The sequence below is a fragment of the Corynebacterium nasorum genome (assembly GCF_022345765.1).
Classification (GTDB): Bacteria; Actinomycetota; Actinomycetes; order Mycobacteriales; family Mycobacteriaceae; genus Corynebacterium; species Corynebacterium kefirresidentii.
In genome coordinates this window covers 38264-57119 of the sequence record NZ_JAKRDR010000017.1, presented here as the reverse complement: position 1 = coordinate 57119, position 18856 = coordinate 38264, and the positions used below count along the sequence as shown (strand labels likewise).

Sequence of the window (18856 nt, the reverse complement as noted above, 5' to 3'; positions counted from 1 at the left end):
AGAAATCCTCGCCGACGAAGATGACACCATCGAGGTAGGCGCAGTCATCGCCCGCATCGGCGACGAAAACGCCTCCGCATCCTCCTCCGACTCCAAGCCAGAACCAAAGGAAGAAGAAAAGAAGGAAGAGCCAAAGGCAGAGGAAGACAAGAAGCCGGAGCCAAAGGCAGAGGACAAGAAGGAAACCCAGCAGGATTCTTCTCTCAATACCTCCGCTAAGGTCAACAACGGCGACAACGTTCCTTATGTCACCCCACTGGTACGCAAGCTGGCTGACAAGCACGGCGTAGACCTCAACAACGTTGAGGGCACCGGCGTCGGTGGCCGTATCCGCAAGCAGGACGTGCTTGCTGCCGCTGGCGAGGGAGACGCACCTGCCAAGTCTGGTGCGCAATCCGACAACTCCCCACGCGCTCGTTGGTCCACCAAGTCTGTGGATCCGGCGAAGCAGGAGCTTATCGGCACCACCCAGAAGGTTAACCGCATTCGCGAAATCACCGCCTCCAAGATGGTAGAGGCGCTGCAGATTTCCGCACAGCTTACCCACGTACAGGAAGTCGACATGACTGCCATCTGGGATATGCGCAAGAAGAACAAGCAGGCATTCATCGACAAGCACGGTGCCAACCTGTCCTTCCTGCCATTCATCGTGAAGGCTACCGCTGAGGCCCTAGTCTCCCACCCGAACGTCAATGCGTCTTATAACCCAGAAACCAAGGAGATGACCTACCACGCGGACGTCAACATCGCTATCGCTGTTGATACTCCGAAGGGTCTGCTCACCCCGGTCATCCACAAGGCACAGGACATGACCCTGCCGCAGATCGCGCAGCAGATTGCGGAGCTGGCTGATAAGGCCCGCAATAACAAGCTGAAGCCGAACGATCTGACCGGTGCTACCTTCACCGTGACCAACATCGGTTCCGAGGGCGCCATGCTCGATACCCCGATCTTGGTTCCGCCACAGGCCGGCATTCTGGGTACCGCAGCCATTGAGAAGCGTCCGGTGGTTGTCAACGAAAACGGCCAGGATGCCATTGCCATCCGCCAGATGTGCTACCTGCCATTCACCTACGATCACCAGGTGGTTGACGGTGCGGACGCAGGCCGCTTCATCACCACCATCAAGGATCGCCTGCAGACCGCGGACTTCCAGGCAGACCTCGAAGTCTAAAGGTTCTATCGCCGCTTAAAGCCTTCCAGCCCCACCGCGGGGCTGGGAGGCTTTTGCCATGTCTGGGGTGCCAAGTGGGGGTGATAGATCCGCCTTTAGCTGAACCATCCATCCCGTTTTATTCGAGGCTTTTCGCGGTCGTTCCCACTAAGCCCGTGGTGAGCGCCTTTGGAGCCACCTTAGACAGTGATGCGGTGCATAAAAGTTTCTCAAGGGGGATCGGCTCACCCATTATTAAACATATAATTAGGGCGGTTATAGCCATTGTCCCCCACTAAGGAGTCTCACTGACATGGAATTCATCTCCCGCCACCTAGGGCCGGATTCTACGGAGCAGGCCACCATGCTTGCGAAGGTAGGCTACGACAGCGTGGACGCGCTGGTCGATGCCGCCATTCCCTCCAAGATCCGCGCCGCAGAATTGCCTCAGCTTCCTGAGGCACTCTCGGAGGATGAAGCACAGGCTACGTTGCGGGAGTACGCCAACCAGAACACTGTGCTAAAGCCTTTCTATGGTCAGGGCTTTTCAGATACCCTTACCCCAGCGGTCATCCGCCGCGGTCTGCTAGAAGATGCTGGTTGGTATACCGCTTATACGCCGTACCAGCCGGAGATTTCCCAGGGGCGTCTGGAAGCGCTGCTGAATTTCCAGACCATGATTGAATCCCTCACTGGACTACCGATTGCGAATGCCTCTCTCTTGGATGAGGCTTCTGCCGCGGCTGAGGCCGTGGGCCTTATGTCCCGTGCGGTAAAGAAGGGCCGCCGTGTAGTGCTCGATTCCCGCCTGCACCCGCAGGTGCTTACCGTCGCCGCGGAGCGTGCCCGCGCGATTGACCTCGAGGTGGAAATCGTCGACCTGCGCGAAGGCCTCGTAGGCGAGGACCTCATTGGCGCCGTCATTGCCTACACCGGCACCGAGGGCGACATTTTTGATCCCTCTTCCCTCATCGAAGAGCTGCATACCCGCGGCGCGCTAGCCGCTGTGGTCACCGACCCGCTTTCCCTGCTTCTCTTGGAAGGCCCTGGCTCACTGGGCGCCGATATTGTACTCGGTTCCTCCCAGCGCTTCGGCGTGCCGCTCTTCTTCGGTGGCCCGCACGCTGCTTATATGGCGGTTACAGAAAAACTCAAACGGCAGATGCCTGGCCGCATCGTCGGTGTTTCTAAGGACGCGGATGGTCGCCCGGCCTACCGCTTGGCACTGCAGACTCGCGAGCAGCACATTCGCCGCGAGCGCGCCACCTCTAATATCTGTACTGCGCAGGCGTTGCTAGCTAATGTCGCCTCCATGTACGCCGTCTACCACGGTCCGCAAGGCCTCAAGGCTATCGCACAGCGCGTGCATGGGCTTGCCTCCAGCTTCGCCCAATCCGTCAAGGATGCCGGAAAGCAGCTGGTATCTGAAGACTTCTTCGATACAGTCACCGTCGCCGGCGTGGATGCCACCAGCATCAAGGAAAACCTCCAGAAGGAGGGATACCTCGTGCGCGCGATCGGTGAGGACAAGGTATCGGTGTCCTTCGGTGAGTCGGCGACTAAGGAGGACGTCGCCAAGCTAGCCCAAGCCTTCGGTGCCGAGGCGACTGAGGCTGACTTCGACCTGCCTAAGAGCCTGCAGCGCAGCCAGGAACCGCTCCAGCACGAGGTCTTCAACCGCATCCACTCCGAAACCCAGATGTTGCGCTACTTGCGCAAGCTGGCAGATAAGGACTTGGCGCTTGACCGCACCATGATCCCGCTGGGTTCTTGCACCATGAAGCTCAACCCCACCGCCGCCATGGAGCCGATTTCCTGGCCGGAATTTGCTGGCATCCACCCCTACGCCCCGGAAGAGACAACCGCCGGCTGGCGCGCACTGGTCGAGGAGATTGAAGGTTGGTTGGCCGAGATCACCGGCTATGCCAAGGTCTCCATCCAGCCCAACGCCGGATCCCAGGGCGAGCTGGCCGGCCTTTTGGCCATCCGCCGCTACCACGTAGCCAATGGCGATAACGAGCGCGATGTAGTACTCATCCCGGCTTCCGCACACGGCACGAATGCGGCCTCGGCTACGCTGGCTAACCTGCGCGTTGTGGTGGTAAAGACCGCGGACGACGGCTCTATTGATCTGGCGGATTTGGATGAAAAGATTGCCAAGCATGGCAACCACATCGCCGGCATCATGGTGACCTACCCGTCCACCCACGGGGTCTTTGACCCAGAGGTTCGCGATGTTTGCGATAAGGTCCACGCGGTGGGCGGCCAGGTCTACATTGACGGTGCGAATATGAACGCGCTGACCGGTTGGGCCCGCCCAGGGCAGTTCGGCGGCGATGTGTCCCACCTCAACCTGCACAAGACCTTTACCATTCCGCATGGCGGTGGCGGCCCAGGCGTGGGTCCAGTAGCAGTGGCCGAGCACCTTATCCCGTTCCTGCCCACCAATGCCGCGGATCCGCAGCTGGATGCAACCACTGCTACCCCGGTTGGGCAAGGTGTGCCTATTACCAGTACCAAGTACGGCTCGGCCGGTGTGCTGCCGATTTCCTGGGCATACCTAGCTATGAGCGGCGCGCAGGGACTTGCTCAAGCCTCCGCCCACGCAATTTTGGGCGCAAATTACCTGGCCAAGTCCCTGGAAGATTCCTTCCCTGTGCTCTACACCGGCAATGCTGGCTTGGTGGCCCATGAATGCATCCTGGATCTGCGCGCGCTTACCGACGCCTCTGGGGTCACCGCCGCGGACGTCGCCAAGCGCCTCGTAGACTTTGGCTTCCACGCCCCGACCCTGGCTTTCCCGGTGGCCGGCACCCTCATGGTGGAGCCCACCGAGTCCGAGGACTTGGGCGAGCTGGATCGTTTCATCGAGGCAATGCGCACCATCCGCGCCGAGATCCAGGAAATCATCGACGGCCAGGTGTCCTACGAAGGCTCCGTCATCCACCATGCTCCGTTTACCGCGGAGTCCGTTAGCGCCGATACGTGGGACTTTGTCTTCAGCCGGGAAAAAGCCGCTTGGCCAGTGAAATCCCTGCGCCACAGCTACAAGTACTTCCCGCCGGTGCGCCGCATCGACGAGGCCTATGGTGATCGCAACTTGGTCTGCAGCTGCCCGCCGCCGGAAGCATTCGATATCGACGATTCTGAGGAGTAAACATGACCGAACTTCTTACCTCCCCACTCAATGCCGAGCACGAGAAACTCGGCGCCACCTTTACGGCCTTCGGCCCATGGAACATGCCGCTGAAGTACCAGAACGAGCTAGACGAGCACCGCGCTGTACGCAACAGCGCCGGTCTATTTGACCTGTCTCATATGGGCGAAATCTGGGTCAACGGCGCCGACGCCGGCAAGTTCTTGTCCTATGCCTTCATCTCCAACTTTGAGCCCCTCAAGGTGGGCAAGGCCAAGTACTCCATGATCACCGCCGAGGACGGCGGCATCATCGATGACCTCATTACCTACCGCTTTGAGGAAGATAAATTCCTCGTCGTCCCGAATGCCGGCAACGCCGATACCGTGTGGGACGAGCTCAACAAGCGCGCCGAGAGCTTCGATGTCACCTTGAAGAACGAGTCCCGTGACGTGGCCATGATCGCCGTCCAGGGTCCTAAGGCCGCAGAAATCCTCGTCCCGTTGGTGGAAGACAATAAGCAGGACGAGGTCTACAACCTCGGCTATTACGCCGCCACCATGGGTAAGGTGGCGCGCACCTTTGCCATCATCGCGCGCACCGGCTACACCGGTGAGGATGGCTTCGAGCTCATTGTGTACAACTCCGATGCCGCGCAGCTGTGGGAAGAGCTGCTCAAGGCCGGTGCAGAATACGACCTCAAGCCGTGCGGCCTCGCCGCCCGCGATTCCCTACGCCTCGAGGCCGGCATGCCTCTTTACGGCAACGAGCTCTCCCGCGACATCACCCCGGTAGAGGCGGGCATGGCCCGTGCCTTTGCCAAAAAGGAGGCCGATTTCGTCGGCTCCGAGGTCGTCCGCCAACGCGCCGCCGAAGGCCCGCAGGTAGCGATCACCGGTCTCACCTCCGAGCAGCGCCGCGCAGCCCGCGCCGGTGCCGAGGTTTTCGTGGGCGATGAGAAGGTAGGCACGGTCACCTCCGGCCAGCCTTCCCCCACTCTGGGACACCCAGTGGCCATCGCGCTGCTGAATACCGGCGCGAACCTCGAGCCCGGCTCCGCTGTAGAGGTGGAGATTCGCGGTAAGCGCTATCCTTTTGAAGTAACCGCGTTGCCGTTCTATAAGCGCGACAAGTAAGCATCTTTTCAACCAGCCCGAAAGGACCACATCACCATGGCTAACCTTCCTCAAGATTTTTCCTACTCCGAAGACCACGAGTGGGTCAACGCTGCCGCCGATGCCGTTGCTGGCGCTACCGTGCACATCGGCATTACTTCCGTGGCTGCTGACCGCCTCGGTGAGGTCGTCTTCGCCGAACTGCCGGAGGTAGGCGATACCGTTACCGCCGGCGAGTCTTGTGGCGAGGTCGAATCCACGAAGTCCGTCTCTGACCTCTACTCCCCTGTCACCGGCACCGTAAAGGCCGTTAACGAGGATGTGCACGATGACTACGCTGTCATCAACAACGACCCGTTCGGCGAGGGCTGGCTTTTCGAGGTTGAGGTTGATGAGGCCGGCGAGCTCATGGATGCTGCCGCTTATGCATCCGCCAACGGCCTAGATTAATTCGACCCCACGCGGGAGGGTGTGCCACGCGCACCCTCCCGCTTTGCTTTGCCCACCGCACCAGAGGAAACTTTGAGTCTATGACTGCACCACGCGATCCTTTCTTCCCCGCCGAGCGTTCTATCCGCGCCTCCGATAAACCACTAGAGGTCCGTTTCTTGGGCCGGATGGACTACCAGGAGGCCTGGGACTACCAGGCCGAGGTAGCAGCCGCGCGCGCCAAGGGGGAACAAGACGATGTGGTGCTCGTAGTCGAACACCCCAATATCTATACCGCCGGCAAGCGCACCCAACCGGAAGATATGCCAGATAACGGCCTGCCCGTTATCACCGTTGACCGTGGCGGGCGCATCACCTGGCATGGCGAAGGCCAGCTGGTCATCTACCCCATTATCAAATTGGCCGAGCCCGTCGACGTCGTCGACTATGTCCGCCGCCTCGAGGAGGCCACCATCCAGACGGTCCGCCAGATGGGGGTAACCACCGCCGGGCGCATCGATGGCCGCTCGGGCGTGTGGGTTCCTTCCACTACCGAAGCCAAGGATCCCTCCGCTCCGAAGCGTGACCGCAAGATTGCCGCTCTTGGAATCCGCATTACTCGCGGGGTGACCATGCACGGTTTGGCGCTTAACTGCTGCAATACGCTGGAATACTACGACCACATCGTGGCTTGTGGCATCGATGACGCCGATGTCACCACCCTATCGCTGGAGCTCGGACGCCAGGTCAGCCTCGAGGATGCCACCCAACCGCTTTTGCAGGCGCTTGATGACGCCCTCTCGGGCCGCCTCATTGTCGCCGACCACACCTTTGGCTCAGCCCCTGATCCCACGAAGGTGGCAAATGAAAGGGCTAGACAGAGGCGTCGACAAGCGCGGCAAGAACCCTAGTTTGGGGCTGGCGCGGAATAGGATGTGACCGCGGCGACTTATACCTAGAAGAGCTATTAGCCATCACCACCATCAACCGATAAAGTGAGTTTTTGTGACTGTTAAGCCTGAAGGACGCAAGATGCTCCGCATTGAAAAGAAGAATGCGGAGTCACCCATCGAACAAAAGCCACGCTGGATCCGCAACCAGGTTCGCACTGGCCCGGGCTATGAGGACATGAAGTCCCGCGTGGCTGGGGCCTCCCTGCACACCGTGTGCCAGGAGGCAGGTTGCCCGAATATCCACGAGTGCTGGGAATCCCGCGAGGCTACCTTCCTCATCGGTGGCGATAAGTGCACCCGCCGCTGCGACTTCTGCGATATTGCCACCGGCAAGCCGGAAGAACTAGACCGCGATGAACCGCGCCGCGTAGCCGAAAATATCCGGGAAATGGATCTTAATTACACCACCATTACCGGTGTTACCCGCGATGATCTCCCCGATGAGGGTGCATGGCTCTACGCCGAGGTCGTGCGCAAGATTCACGAGCTTAACCCCCACACCGGCGTGGAAAACCTCACCCCGGATTTCTCTGGCAAGCCAGACCTGCTGGAGGAGGTCTTCGAGGCCAAGCCGGAGGTCTTCGCGCACAACCTGGAGACCGTGCCGCGCATCTTTAAGCGCATCCGCCCGGCCTTCCGCTACGAGCGCTCCTTGGACGTCATCCGCCAGGCACATGATTATGGCCTCATTACCAAGTCCAACCTGATTTTGGGCATGGGCGAGACCGAGGAAGAGGTCGAGGAAGCTTTGCGTGACCTGCGCTCTGCTGGCTGCGATATCATCACCATCACCCAGTACCTGCGCCCCGGCCCGCGCTTCCACCCGATTGAGCGCTGGGTGCGCCCAGAGGAGTTTGTGGCTCACTCCAAGCTGGCAAAGGAGCTCGGCTTCGGCGGCGTCATGTCCGGCCCACTGGTGCGCTCGTCCTACCGCGCCGGCCGTCTCTACGTGCAGGCCATGGAAAAGCGCGGCTTCGAGCTGCCGGAAAACCTCAAGCACTTGGCGGAAACCTCCCAGGGTGCTACCGCCCAAGAGGCCTCCACCCTGCTGGAGAAATACGGCCCATCGGAAGAAACACCCGTGACCACCCGCATGGCCAAGGCTCCGGCTAATGCGAATTCGGCGGCGGCCACCGTCCGCTAAACCACACGTTTTCATAACGGCCTGCGCTTTCCGCGTGGGCCGTTTTAACATTCATGCCCGTTGACCTTTAAAGTAGGAGCCATGGCGAAAGATGACAAGGCAGCACTAAAGGCTGCAAAGAAGCAAGAACGCGCGGCCAAGCGCCAGCAGCGTAAGCAAACCTGGTCCCAAATGTGGCAAGCATTTAATATGCAGCGCAAGCAGGATAAGGCGCTTATCCCCATCATGCTGGGCGCCTTCCTGGGCATGGGCTTGCTTTTCTTCCTGATCGGCCTGCTTTTCCACGGCCAGTGGTTCATGCTCATCCTCGGCTTGGGCATCGGCGCGCTGCTCGCAATGTTCCTATTCACCCGCCGCCTGGAGCGCGATATGTACAAGCGCGTGGAAGACCAGCCGGGTGCTGCGGGCTGGGCACTCGAGCAGCAACTGCGCAATACCGTGGGCATCGTGTGGTCCGTAAAGACCGGTGTGGCCGCTACCCGCCAGCAGGATCTTATCCACCGCGTCATCGGCAATGCCGGCGTCATCTTCGTGTGCGAGGGCAATAAGAATCGCGTGCGCCCTACCCTCAACCAGCTTAAGAAGCGCGTAGACAAGATCGCCGGCGGCGTTCCCATCTACGAGATCTTCGTAGGCAACGGCGAGGACGAGGTCCCCGTATCCAAGCTGCGCAATAAGGTCATGAAGCTGCCGCGCAACTTCAATAAGAACGAGACCTATGAAAACATCCGCCGAATCGAAGCCATGGATTCCATGCCGGGCACCACCCCGGGCATGCCCAAGGGTCCAATGCCCCACCAGGCGCAGAACATGGCCGGCATGAACCGCCGCATGCGCCGCGCCCAGCAGCGCAAAAAGAATAAGTAGGGCGCCTAAAGCGAATCCCTGCCGCACCATATGAGGTGTGGCAGGGATTTTCTCTTGCCCGGAAAATCCGGGCGACTTAGGAGCGAATAACGATGGTACCGGTGGCGCGGTCATGCATTCCGCGTCCATCCGCATCAACCATGGCTGCTGGGAACAGCACACCGGTGAGCACCGTGCGCAACGCCGCGCGCCATAGGCCCACGCGGGCGCCGGGGACGTCGAGTCGCGCCACGCCCATACCCAACAGCAGCATGCCGGGGGTGCGAGCAAAGAGCCAACCACACACGATGCCCATGATGACCCAGAGGGCGTAGCCCAAGAAAGCCACACCGCCGAGTTCCGTAGTAAACATGTGGATGAGGTTGGCGATGAGCATGCACACGATCCAGTCAATCGCCACAGCGCCGGCGCGGCGGCCAACGGAAGCTAGTGACCCCGGTCCGGACTCCGGAAGACCCAGCTTTTCTCCCGGCCAGCGACCGGGGCCTTCCATATCATCGTATTCGCCCGGAATATTTGGGCCGTCGAGCCACGTACGCTTATCTGCCATGCTCACCAATCTAGCGGGCGGAAAGTGAGATGTGAAACGAGGGGAATCGCAATCCCTAGGGCGAGAACCTAGTAGGCTATAGAGAGACAATTCACCGGTCAACAACGAGGAGACAAACGTGTCTTTCGAGACAGTGCAGGACATCGTCCAGTTTATTAAGGACGAGGACGTAAAATTCGTCGATATCCGTTTTACGGACGTCCCAGGCACCGAGCACCACTTTTCCATCCCAGCAGAAGAGTTCACCGTAGAAGATGCCGAAAGCGGCCTCGCTTTCGACGGCTCCTCTATCCGCGGATTCACCACCATCGATGAGTCCGATATGACCCTGCTGCCGGATCCAGCCACCGCGCATATTGATCCGTTCCGCACGGCCAAGACCCTGAATATCAAGTTCTTCGTCCACGACCCATTTACCTTTGAACCGTTCTCCCGCGACCCGCGCAACATCGCGCGCAAGGCGGAAGAGTACCTGCAGTCCACCGGCATCGCCGATACCTGCAACTTTGGCGCTGAGGCCGAGTTCTACCTCTTTGACTCCGTACGCTTTGGCACCGACGTCCAGCACGGCTTTTACGAGGTTGATTCCGATGAAGGTTGGTGGAACCGCGATAGCGAAACCAACTTCGACGGCACCCCGAACACCGGCTACAAGACCCGCCTGAAGGGCGGCTACTTCCCCACCGCTCCGTATGACAAGCACGGTGAAGTGCGCGACGCCATGGTGGAAAACCTGCAAAAGGTAGGCTTCCACATCGAGCGCTTCCACCACGAGGTGGGCGCCGGCCAGAACGAAATCAACTACCGCTTCAATTCCATGTTGCACGCGGGCGATGACATTCAGACCTTCAAGTACGTGGTCAAGCAGACCGCAGCGCAGTGGGGCAAGACCGCCACCTTCATGCCCAAGCCGTTGGCCGGCGATAATGGTTCCGGCATGCACGCCCACATGTCCCTGTGGAAGGACGGCAAGCCGCTGTTCCACGATGAAGCCGGCTACGCAGGTCTTTCCGATATCGCCCGCTACTATATTGGCGGCATCCTCCACCACGCTGGTGCTGTGCTTGCGTTCACCAACCCAACGCTGAACTCCTATCACCGTCTGGTCCCAGGCTTCGAGGCTCCGATTAACCTGGTCTACTCCCAGCGCAATCGCTCCGCTGCAATCCGTATCCCGATTACCGGTTCCAACCCGAAGGCTAAGCGCATCGAATTCCGCGCTCCGGACCCATCCGGCAACCCGTACTTGGGCTTTGCCGCCATGATGATGGCCGGCATCGACGGCGTAAAGAACCGCATCGAGCCACACGCTCCGGTAGATAAGGACCTCTACGAGCTGCCGCCTGCAGAAGCTGAATCCATCCCGCAGGCCCCGACCTCCCTCGAGGCTTCCCTCAAGGCCCTGCAGGAGGACATGGACTTCCTCACCGAAGGCGATGTTTTCACCGAGGACCTCATCGAGACCTACATCAACTACAAGTACGAGAACGAGATTAACCCCGTTCGCCTGCGCCCGACCCCGCAGGAATTTGAGATGTATTTCGATTGCTAAAGCTGCGCTAGCCAGCGTCCTATAGGGGACGAAAGGGCACGCGCCTACAAAGCTCAGTCCCGAGACCTTCAGTGGGTCTCGGGACTTGCTTTTTCTAAGCCGACCCCGCGAGATGCGATCGATGCCACAAGATGATCTAGGCTTGACCCCCGCCCCTAAATCCATACTTAGCGAGAGTTCTCACCAGCCCAAACGAGAGCAAAATTCTGATAACCCGACCGAAAGAAATTAACATGTGGGTGTGACTGATAGATTCCGCCAACTCCCAGCCCCCGGCCCCGCGTGGGGAGGCAGCCTCATGGGCACCTCCATCGTTTCGCGCCTACTCGTGGAAGAAGGCATGATGATCCTGGCCGGCATTTTTGCCGCCATTGCGTGCGTCATCTTTGTCGTCCTCACCGCGGGTTTCTTGCGCTACCGCCATCCCAGCTTCGAGCGCACCACAATGGCGGAATGGTCGATGTTTTTCATCGGAATCTTGGCGCTCGGCGCCGCGCTTTCCGGGCTCACGGACATTCCTACTTTCCGCCTCATAGGCTTTTGGATCGGTGGCCCAATTACGGTTATCACGTGGGCTATCCAGCTCACACGCTTTGATGGCGAGCCGAAGTTCACCTGGGGCCTGCCACTGGTTGGCCCCATGATTTCGGCCTCGGTTTCTGGTTGGCTGGCTCACGATTACGGCCAGTTCTACCACGTAATGGGCACGATATTTTTCTTCATGTCCCTGGTAACGGCGGTGCCGACCTTTGCTCGCGTGTACTGGGCCGCATGGCACGGGAAGGTGGATTTTACCGGCGCGAAATCAGCCACTGCCTGGGTACCACTAGGCGTGGTAGGCCAGTCCACCACGGCTATGCAGATTCTTTTCCCCGGCCCGGTATCCATTTATTACGGCCTGACTGCCCTCATCATCGCCATTCCGCTATCCATCTACGCGATGTTTACCTTCTATCCCAATGTAGCTCGGTGGGTCCCCTATTCCCCTGCCTGGTGGTCGTGCACCTTCCCGCCGGGAACCGTCAGCATGGGCGGCCACCAGCTGGCATTGGTCAATGGCTCCGAGCTTATCGACGCCATTGCGCTCACCATCCCGGTTCTCCTCACCGCGCACTGGATGCTGTGCTCCACCCGCTTCCTGAGCTGGGTATGGGAAGGCAAAAAGCAAACAGGCCCTGAAGAGCCACTTATCACTACAGGCCAATAAAAGGAGCAAAGAGGAGCAGCCACTATGCGAGACTCCAGCTTTGAAGATTCGAAGCGCCGCAACGGTCGCCGGTGATGTATAGTTCCTCCCCCATCACCTTCATCGCTTGGGAATGCGCGGACCTGACTGCAGTAAGACAGGTACTCGCCGGCGTGCAGCGAAACGGCATCTATCTCTACGGCGAGCACCTGCTCTTGGAGACGTCGTGGCTGGGCCAAGGCGCACGGGACTTCTACGCCACAGCATGGCGCTGGAGTGCAGATGATTGCCCGCTTTTCTATGAGTTGGCGCGACAGGGCAAGGTCCTCATCACCATTAATACTGCGGTGATTGCCTGCGGCGATAAAGAAGACATCGCTACTGCGCGCGACTGCATTGCACAAGAGCTTATCGCCGCCCGCAATCCGCAGCATCTGTGCAAGCTGCTTGCCGACGCCGCAACAAAGCCGACCTAAAGCCCTGGTTGCTCGCTGCGCTTCATCCAGCCCATACGTGGAACAAAGCCGCGGGGATGTTTCATCTGGGCTACTGCGTCAGCAATCATGAGGCGGTGGCGGCGCGAAACGCTATCGGGAAGCTTCGCCACCGAGAACCAATCCGCCTCGGTATTTTCTTCATCACTAATGACCGGCTCTGCGCCCTCTGCTACCGATACACGCAGCGCCGTTCCCATGAAGGTGCACTCATCGCCATTGGGATAGGTCACTGGGCCGGTTTGCCCTACGCCCAAAAGCGCTTCCACCTTGGCCTCGAGTCCGACTTCTTCTTTGACCTCTCGCAGCGCAGTGGTGGTAATTTCCTCGCCCGGCTCACAGATTCCTTCCACCGGTGTCCACACACCATTATCGGAGCGCTTGACTAGGAGCACGGAAGGAACCTCCCACAATGCGGCATCTGCGGGTACATCGCGGAGGATAATGGCGCTACAGGCCGGCACGAAGATCTGATCCTGACCAATCTTTTCGCGCAGCTGAACAATGAAATCTGGAGTCGGCATGCCACCTAGGGTAGATCAGTGCTGCCGATCTAGGCCATCGGGCCTAGAACCTTCTTGGCAAGCCGTTGAATATCGGTAGCCAAGGTGAAAGTCAGCTCCATATCCGTCTGTGTGTTCTCGCAGGAACGCCCTTCTTCGAGGGATTGCGTCGTTCCGGAGACCACGCCCACGATGGTCTGTTTGCCTTCTACCTCGCCATAGACCGGCCCGCCCGAATCGCCATTGGTACTGCACACGTGTGCCCGTGCAGCAAGCGAATCCCACTGGCGGTCCTGCCAGGTAAGCTGCGCAATTTCCGCATCATGGGATAGCGATCCACACGTCTCATTAGTAACCACGCCCAGCTTGCACACCTTCTGCGGCAGATGAGCCAGCGAGGTGGCGACGGTATTGTCTACTTCCCCGGGGACATAGTAATCAGCACTGCCGGTGATTTCGATAAAAGCTACGTCGAGGTCATAACTCTTTTCGGCGTAGTTATCAGAATAAATGACCTCACCAATGGGCTCGGCAGGATATTTGAACTCACCGTCGGCAGAGCCAGCCCAGACCTTATCGTGAGGTTTGCCGCAATGGCCGGCGGTAACGGCGATGGTGCGGGCGTCGGCAAGCGTAAATGACCATGCCGCCGTACAAGAGTGGTACTGGAAATAAGCACCCGGCTGCGGGTCATCGCCGGAGAGCTCAAGAGCCGTGCCCGGCGCGATCGGCGCCACGGCCGGGGAATAGACCTCATTAGGAATGAGGTTTTTATAAGACAGGGCAGAAAAACTTGGTTCTTCCCCACCCCGAATCGGGCTGCAGGCCGCGAGGAGCACGGCCGTGCAGACTGCACCAACGCTAGTTGCTATCCGCGCCCGCATCCCCGGCGTCGTCCTTAGCATCCTCATCCGTAGCCATCTCCGCCTGGGCCTTGAGATCGCGGATGAACTTTTCTGGGTCAAACTCGGTGTAGTGTTCTGGGCCGGCAAAATTTTCTAGGGCCATGAGCTAAACCTCCGTTTTCTGAATCGACGTGGTGATGTAATCCTTGACCACCGCAGCATCATTGGGCAAGTCCTTAACATGCCGCTCAGTATCGAGAATGCCAGCAAAACGCTCAGGCGGCTCGGGGGCAGAGCCAATGGCCTCTATGATGGTCTCTGCAAACTTCACCGGCAGTGCAGTCTCCAAGCATACGATGGGCGTCTCCACGCCTTCGCGCTGCGCCCCGCGGGCGACCTTAATGCCATCGGCCGTGTGCGGATCCACCAGGTAGTTGAAACGCTCGTGCACGTCTTTGATGGTGGCGAGGCGATCGGCGTGGCTGGAGGAGCCAGATAGGAATCCGTACTCTTGACCGGCGGCGGCGACTTTCTCTTGGTTGAGGCTGAAACCGCCCTCTTTGACCTTCGTGCCAAAAAGCTCCGCTGCTTGGGCTGCATCGCGGCCGAGCAAGTCGAACACAAACCGCTCAAAATTAGAGGCACGCGAGATATCCATCGACGGCGAAGACGTAGCCATGGTTTCTGCGGCAGGGCGCGGACGGTAGTTTCCTGTGCGGAAAAACTCATCTAGCACGTCATTTTCATTGGTAGCCACGATGAGACGATCGATGGGAAGCCCCATCTGGCGGGCGATGTGGCCGGCGCAGATATCGCCAAAGTTGCCGGTAGGAACGCTGAAGGAAACCTTCTGCTCGGCATTGTCGGTGACCTTCAGCCAGCAGGAGATGTAGTAGATCACCTGGGCCATAAGCCGCGCCCAGTTAATGGAATTGACCGCACCGATACGGTAGGTGGACTTAAAGTCGGCATCTCCCGAGACCGCCTTGACCACATCCTGGCAATCATCAAAGACGCCATCAAGGGCAATGTTGAAGATATTCGGGTCATCCAAACCAAACATCTGTGCCTGCTGGAAGGCCGTCATGCGGCCGGCCGGGGTGAGCATAAAAACGCGAATGCCCTGGCGACCTCGCATCGCATACTCTGCTGAAGAACCCGTATCACCAGAGGTAGCGCCCAAAATATTCAGCGTCTCCCCGCGGCGGGCGAGCTCATATTCAAAAAGCTCCCCCAAAAGCTGCATGGCCATGTCTTTAAATGCCGCAGTAGGTCCTTCAGAAAGGTGCCCGATAAAAAGGCCCTCCCCCAGTTCGGTAACGGGGACGATCTCGGGGTGTGCAAACTTGGGGCTGGTATAGGCCCGGGCGGCGATATCCTCGATATCTTGCGCTGGAATATCGTCAATGAAAAGCTTGAGCACCTCGGCCGCGAGTGCCGCATAGCCTTCATCCGCAAGGAGCGTCCGCCATGAATTTAAAGTGGCGAAATCCAACTGCGGGTAGCTCTCTGGCAGGTACAAACCTCCATCGGGGGCAAGCCCGCCAAGGAGAATATCCGTAAAAGATGCGGGCTGACGGGCGGTATCGCGGGTCGAAATATACTTCACACAAAAGAATCTTAGTAGTTAAGGCGTAAGGTATCAGCCATGTCGCAGCCGAATCCCAGAGAAGTCATTACCACTCAAGCTTTAGGCATTTGGGTGGCCGCCATGGCGGTCTACCTCGTAGCGATTACTGGCCGTACCTCTTTTGGCGTTGCCGGCCTGGACGCTATTGAGCGCTTCGATGTTGATGCCGGCCGTATCGCTGTTTTTACTTCCGTGCAGCTGGGCGTGTATGCCTTAGCCCAAATTCCTACCGGCATATTGATCGATAAATTTGGCCCACGCCTGCTCCTGGTAGTCGGCGCCGTCATCATGGGCATCGGCCAGGTTGTGCTGGGTTTTACCACCAGCTACGGCGTAGCCATCGCTGCCCGCATACTTATTGGCGCGGGCGATGCCACGGCGTTTCTCTCCGTGATGCGCATCCTTCCCTATTGGTTCCCGCTGCACCGCACGCCTATGTTTACCCAGGTGACCTCGTCGCTCGGGCAGATGGGCCAGTTCATCTCCGCAGTGCCTTTCTTGTGGTTACTGGGCGCAGCCGGCTGGACCGCCGCCTTCGTTACCCTTGGTGCGGTGGGCATTCTCGTGGCCATCGCCGCGATTGTGGCGGTGGCAGATTCACCGGAAAAGCTGGGCATTATCCCTACGGAAAAAGAACCGCCCAACTCTCAGGCCACCAGCATCCCGGCGCGCCTGAAAAAGGTATTCCGCTCCCCAGTGGCATGGCAGGCCTACTTCATTCACTACATCGGTATGCTCCCGCTCATCGTCTTTGTCATGCTCTGGGGAATGCCAATGATGACCCAAGGAATGGAGCTATCCAAGGCGAAGTCCAGCCTGGTGCTTACCTTGTTGGCGGTATTTTTGGTCCTCGTCGGCCCATTGCACGGCAAGATTTCCTCCCGAGCACAGCATGTCCGCCCGTGGCTCAGCCTGGGTTTCGTAGCGGTCCATGTACTGACCTGGCTCATTTTCTTTACCTTCGGCACCGACAGTGGTCTGGCCGCGATTTTGGTGGTGTCCTTCGTTACCGCGCTCTGCACGCCGACGGCTAACTATGGCTTCGATATCGTGCGCGAGCGCATGGATCGATCCGTGGTGGCCACTGCTACGGGCCTGGGCAATATGGGCGGGTTTACCTCCGGCATGCTGGGCGCTCAGCTCTTCGGCATGGTGCTGGACCATTCCTCTGCTGCCCCTAACTACTCCATGCCGGATTTCACTGCAGCCTCCGCGGCGGTGCTAGCCGTGTGGGTGGTCGGCATGATTGGTGTGGTAGTCACCCACTTCCTGCGGCGCCGCGCTGGCGAGGATGGGCCTTCTGTCACCATCGTGGAGGTTTCTTAAAGGCCAGAGCATGGTTACTCGGGGTTGACAATAAAGTGGATGGTTCCTTCAGGATCCGCTAAAAGCTCACGGGTAGCCGCCACGGCTTCCGCCTCATCGAAGGCGATGCGTTCAAAGCCAGTATCGTTTAGTTCCACAATGTCTGCCCCCGGGCAGGCCAAAAGAATTGGCGAGTGCGTGGCGATGATTATCTGCGCGCCGCGGTCAACCGCTTGGGCTATTTCCCCCACTAGGGCCAGCTGCCGGATAACGGAAAGTCCCGATTCTGGCTCATCAAGGACATATACGCCTTGGCCATTGATGTGCTCATAGAGCATGTCGAAGACGGATTGTCCGTGCGAGCGGCGAGATAAATCTACATTCTGGGACAAGGTGGAGCGGCCTGCGCGTTCGTCTGATGAATCTCCGCGTGCAATCAGATGCTCGTGTTTTTCAGCGCGTAGGAAATAGGCGCGTTGGATGACTTTATCCGTGACGCAGCGAATGGGGCTGCGGGGAACGATTTCATCGGGATCGTCCATCCGTCCACCTTCGGGAGAGCAGCCCAAATCACTGGCCACACCGGCGAGCAAACTAGATTTACCAATGCCGTTTTCCCCCACGAAGACGGTTACCGGCCTCCGCAGCTTAAAGCTTCCTAGGTCGGCCAAGTAATCGAAAACCGGCAGCTTTGCCCTGTAGTCATCGGGCTTAAATTTCAGGCTTAGGGCATCAATCAGCATGGCCTCTAGACTAATTCAGCTCATCCAATATGCGCAGCGCGTCTTCACGTGTAGCTTCCGCACCAAAGTTTTTCAGGTGGCCAGCCAGTTCACCAGTGGGAAGTGATTGGGCGATGGTATCGGCCGGCACGGTATTGACGGCATAGGCCACTCCTACCCCACCGGTGATGGGGATGGCGATGGCGGCGATTACTCCCACCGCGGTCGATAGCGTGGACTTGAAAGTCATAGTCTCCTCCAAAGGCTTCGGCACCGAGCACTATGCCCGTTACCAATTTGTGATGTTTTACCTTAGGAAGAGTTACTGCCAAGGCGATGCCTCGCAGCTGCGGGTTTCCTGGATTTTCGTCCCCAACTTGCACGGTAAAGACTGGTTAGTTTGCCGGGTAGCTTTCCGCCACAATCCCATCACTAGCCGGCATAACAAGGCCTCGCTCAAAAGCTACGAGAACCGCTTTTTCATCGGATTCGCTGATGTCACCGGCTTCCACTGCACTGCTCAGCTCACGCTCAAGGTACACGCGCACATCAGACTTACCGTTTTCGGTCTGGGTAATATCTCGCGGGACGGATTTTAGGGGAATGCCCAATGCCTTAGCTAGGGAGGTCACCCGGTTAGCATCGGTGGAATTATCGTCCTTAATGGCACCATTGACCTGCGCAGGAACGTCTTCTTGGACTACGCCACCGGCCACGGCCTCGCCCACGGTCTTTGTCCCTTTGGGTGGATTGTCGCGGTTGGTTGCCCATACCCCTACTGCGATGGCCACGATGACGGCCACGGCCACAAAGACCCACAGATAGATGAGCTTGCGGCGGTGCGCCCCACTGATTTTAGCCATGGAAACCAGCGCCATCGCTAAAAGAACCGTAGTCATTGCCGCGCTGGTTTTCGCCGCGATCATTTAGGGCATCAATGATGGAGCGAATGGTGGCCTCCCCTATGCGGTCGGCGCGGCCCCAAGAGCGAGGGGTTTGGCGGGAATTTTGCGGCGCTGATTCCGGGCTCGGCGGTGTGGGCTTTTGCTCCCGAGGGGTGGAGACCTCAATGGTCACTGTGGTGCCATCAAGGTGCAGGGCGTCGCCGTCGCGCACGCCCGCAGCACGCGCAGCGGAAAGCAATGCGGATAGCTCGCCTACCGTAGCGTTATCCACATCGAGTTGCAGCTTAAAAGACATAACTAGCCAGTCCTTCCTCTTTCCCATCCCACTCTAGAGTCCATCAGTGCAAAAAGTAAGGCTACGATGCCC

The 18856-nt window shown here is 58.8% G+C and carries 20 protein-coding genes; 11 read left to right on the top strand and 9 right to left on the bottom strand.

Annotated features, from left to right (window positions below):
• The 7 genes from sucB to MHK04_RS10535 all read left to right on the top strand — a co-directional run.
• Positions 1 to 1174, top strand: a 1174-nt coding sequence (sucB, locus tag MHK04_RS10565) for a 2-oxoglutarate dehydrogenase, E2 component, dihydrolipoamide succinyltransferase (protein ID WP_239227066.1), incomplete at its 5' end; no start/stop codon positions are given.
• Between the two features lie 292 nt (positions 1175 to 1466).
• A complete protein-coding gene (gene gcvP, locus MHK04_RS10560) occupies positions 1467 to 4310 on the top strand; it encodes an aminomethyl-transferring glycine dehydrogenase (RefSeq protein ID WP_239207510.1) in 2844 nt (947 codons plus the stop codon).
• A gap of 2 nt (positions 4311 to 4312) precedes the next feature.
• Positions 4313 to 5425: a glycine cleavage system aminomethyltransferase GcvT gene (gcvT, locus tag MHK04_RS10555; RefSeq protein WP_239207509.1), complete on the top strand. Its 1113-nt coding sequence runs from the start codon at positions 4313 to 4315 to the stop codon at positions 5423 to 5425.
• Between the two features lie 36 nt (positions 5426 to 5461).
• Positions 5462 to 5854: a glycine cleavage system protein GcvH gene (gcvH, locus tag MHK04_RS10550; RefSeq protein ID WP_239207508.1), complete on the top strand. Its 393-nt coding sequence runs from the start codon at positions 5462 to 5464 to the stop codon at positions 5852 to 5854.
• Between the two features lie 80 nt (positions 5855 to 5934).
• Positions 5935 to 6744, top strand: coding sequence for a lipoyl(octanoyl) transferase LipB (gene lipB / locus MHK04_RS10545; RefSeq protein ID WP_239207507.1), 810 nt, complete (start codon positions 5935 to 5937; stop codon positions 6742 to 6744).
• Between the two features lie 121 nt (positions 6745 to 6865).
• Positions 6866 to 7930 (top strand): lipoyl synthase, encoded by a 1065-nt coding sequence (gene lipA, locus MHK04_RS10540; protein WP_023021157.1) that lies wholly within the window; start codon positions 6866 to 6868, stop codon positions 7928 to 7930.
• Positions 7931 to 8011: 81 nt separating this feature from the next.
• Positions 8012 to 8797 (top strand): DUF4191 domain-containing protein, encoded by a 786-nt coding sequence (locus MHK04_RS10535; RefSeq protein ID WP_239207506.1) that lies wholly within the window; start codon positions 8012 to 8014, stop codon positions 8795 to 8797.
• Between the two features lie 76 nt (positions 8798 to 8873).
• On the opposite strand, the gene MHK04_RS10530 is transcribed toward MHK04_RS10535, so the two are convergent.
• Positions 8874 to 9347, bottom strand: a complete 474-nt coding sequence (locus MHK04_RS10530) for an RDD family protein (protein WP_023021155.1) — start codon at positions 9345 to 9347, stop codon at positions 8874 to 8876.
• Positions 9348 to 9465: 118 nt separating this feature from the next.
• Here MHK04_RS10530 and glnA point away from each other — a divergent pair, with 118 nt between their 5' ends.
• The 3 genes from glnA (at position 9466) to MHK04_RS10515 (ending at position 12561) form a co-directional block, all read left to right on the top strand.
• Positions 9466 to 10899 (top strand): type I glutamate--ammonia ligase, encoded by a 1434-nt coding sequence (glnA, locus tag MHK04_RS10525; RefSeq protein WP_239207505.1) that lies wholly within the window; start codon positions 9466 to 9468, stop codon positions 10897 to 10899.
• Positions 10900 to 11140: 241 nt separating this feature from the next.
• Positions 11141 to 12106: a TDT family transporter gene (locus tag MHK04_RS10520; protein WP_200288844.1), complete on the top strand. Its 966-nt coding sequence runs from the start codon at positions 11141 to 11143 to the stop codon at positions 12104 to 12106.
• Between the two features lie 74 nt (positions 12107 to 12180).
• Positions 12181 to 12561 carry a hypothetical protein gene (locus tag MHK04_RS10515; protein ID WP_023021152.1) on the top strand — a complete coding sequence of 127 codons (381 nt, stop codon included), beginning with the start codon at positions 12181 to 12183 and terminating at the stop codon, positions 12559 to 12561.
• Here MHK04_RS10515 and MHK04_RS10510 read toward each other — a convergent pair.
• The 4 genes from MHK04_RS10510 to thrC are packed head-to-tail and all read right to left on the bottom strand — an operon-like array spanning position 12558 to position 15536.
• Complete coding sequence (locus tag MHK04_RS10510) at positions 12558 to 13103, bottom strand: NUDIX hydrolase (protein ID WP_200288843.1); 546 nt, start codon at positions 13101 to 13103, stop codon at positions 12558 to 12560. The genes MHK04_RS10515 and MHK04_RS10510 overlap by 4 nt on opposite strands.
• Positions 13104 to 13132: 29 nt before the next feature.
• Positions 13133 to 13921 carry a trypsin-like serine protease gene (locus tag MHK04_RS10505; protein WP_239227063.1) on the bottom strand — a complete coding sequence of 263 codons (789 nt, stop codon included), beginning with the start codon at positions 13919 to 13921 and terminating at the stop codon, positions 13133 to 13135.
• Positions 13922 to 13943: 22 nt separating this feature from the next.
• Positions 13944 to 14090, bottom strand: a complete 147-nt coding sequence (locus tag MHK04_RS10500) for a hypothetical protein (protein WP_200288841.1) — start codon at positions 14088 to 14090, stop codon at positions 13944 to 13946.
• Positions 14091 to 14093: 3 nt separating this feature from the next.
• Positions 14094 to 15536, bottom strand: coding sequence for a threonine synthase (thrC, locus tag MHK04_RS10495; RefSeq protein ID WP_239207504.1), 1443 nt, complete (start codon positions 15534 to 15536; stop codon positions 14094 to 14096).
• A 39-nt stretch (positions 15537 to 15575) separates the two neighbouring features.
• Between thrC and MHK04_RS10490 the strand changes: the two genes are divergently transcribed.
• Positions 15576 to 16883, top strand: a complete 1308-nt coding sequence (locus MHK04_RS10490; protein ID WP_239207503.1) for an MFS transporter — start codon at positions 15576 to 15578, stop codon at positions 16881 to 16883.
• Between the two features lie 14 nt (positions 16884 to 16897).
• On the opposite strand, the gene MHK04_RS10485 is transcribed toward MHK04_RS10490, so the two are convergent.
• From MHK04_RS10485 to MHK04_RS10470, 4 genes are all read right to left on the bottom strand, one after another.
• The gene (locus MHK04_RS10485) at positions 16898 to 17605 is read right to left on the bottom strand and encodes an AAA family ATPase (RefSeq protein WP_200288839.1); all 708 of its coding nucleotides are present in this window, start codon (positions 17603 to 17605) and stop codon (positions 16898 to 16900) included.
• A gap of 10 nt (positions 17606 to 17615) precedes the next feature.
• Positions 17616 to 17834: a hypothetical protein gene (locus MHK04_RS10480; RefSeq protein WP_023021145.1), complete on the bottom strand. Its 219-nt coding sequence runs from the start codon at positions 17832 to 17834 to the stop codon at positions 17616 to 17618.
• Between the two features lie 145 nt (positions 17835 to 17979).
• A complete protein-coding gene (locus tag MHK04_RS10475) occupies positions 17980 to 18483 on the bottom strand; it encodes a hypothetical protein (protein ID WP_023027875.1) in 504 nt (167 codons plus the stop codon).
• A complete protein-coding gene (locus MHK04_RS10470; RefSeq protein ID WP_239207502.1) occupies positions 18440 to 18784 on the bottom strand; it encodes a Cgl2226 family protein in 345 nt (114 codons plus the stop codon). Before MHK04_RS10470 ends, MHK04_RS10475 begins: the two co-directional genes overlap by 44 nt.
• Positions 18785 to 18856: the final 72 nt, after the last annotated feature.

Excerpts from the sequence above, each read along its gene's own strand:
- gcvP (WP_239207510.1), top strand. The coding sequence starts at position 1,467 with ATGGAATTCATCTCCCGCCACCTAGGGCCGGATTCTACGGAGCAGGCC.
- gcvT (WP_239207509.1), top strand. The coding sequence starts at position 4,313 with ATGACCGAACTTCTTACCTCCCCACTCAATGCCGAGCACGAGAAACTC.
- gcvH (WP_239207508.1), top strand. The coding sequence starts at position 5,462 with ATGGCTAACCTTCCTCAAGATTTTTCCTACTCCGAAGACCACGAGTGG.
- lipB (WP_239207507.1), top strand. The coding sequence starts at position 5,935 with ATGACTGCACCACGCGATCCTTTCTTCCCCGCCGAGCGTTCTATCCGC.
- lipA (WP_023021157.1), top strand. The coding sequence starts at position 6,866 with ATGCTCCGCATTGAAAAGAAGAATGCGGAGTCACCCATCGAACAAAAG.
- MHK04_RS10535 (WP_239207506.1), top strand. The coding sequence starts at position 8,012 with ATGGCGAAAGATGACAAGGCAGCACTAAAGGCTGCAAAGAAGCAAGAA.
- MHK04_RS10530 (WP_023021155.1), bottom strand. The coding sequence starts at position 9,347 with ATGGCAGATAAGCGTACGTGGCTCGACGGCCCAAATATTCCGGGCGAA.
- MHK04_RS10515 (WP_023021152.1), top strand. The coding sequence starts at position 12,181 with ATGTATAGTTCCTCCCCCATCACCTTCATCGCTTGGGAATGCGCGGAC.
- MHK04_RS10510 (WP_200288843.1), bottom strand. The coding sequence starts at position 13,103 with ATGCCGACTCCAGATTTCATTGTTCAGCTGCGCGAAAAGATTGGTCAG.
- MHK04_RS10500 (WP_200288841.1), bottom strand. The coding sequence starts at position 14,090 with ATGGCCCTAGAAAATTTTGCCGGCCCAGAACACTACACCGAGTTTGAC.
- MHK04_RS10490 (WP_239207503.1), top strand. The coding sequence starts at position 15,576 with ATGTCGCAGCCGAATCCCAGAGAAGTCATTACCACTCAAGCTTTAGGC.
- MHK04_RS10485 (WP_200288839.1), bottom strand. The coding sequence starts at position 17,605 with ATGCTGATTGATGCCCTAAGCCTGAAATTTAAGCCCGATGACTACAGG.
- MHK04_RS10480 (WP_023021145.1), bottom strand. The coding sequence starts at position 17,834 with ATGACTTTCAAGTCCACGCTATCGACCGCGGTGGGAGTAATCGCCGCC.
- MHK04_RS10475 (WP_023027875.1), bottom strand. The coding sequence starts at position 18,483 with ATGACTACGGTTCTTTTAGCGATGGCGCTGGTTTCCATGGCTAAAATC.
- MHK04_RS10470 (WP_239207502.1), bottom strand. The coding sequence starts at position 18,784 with ATGTCTTTTAAGCTGCAACTCGATGTGGATAACGCTACGGTAGGCGAG.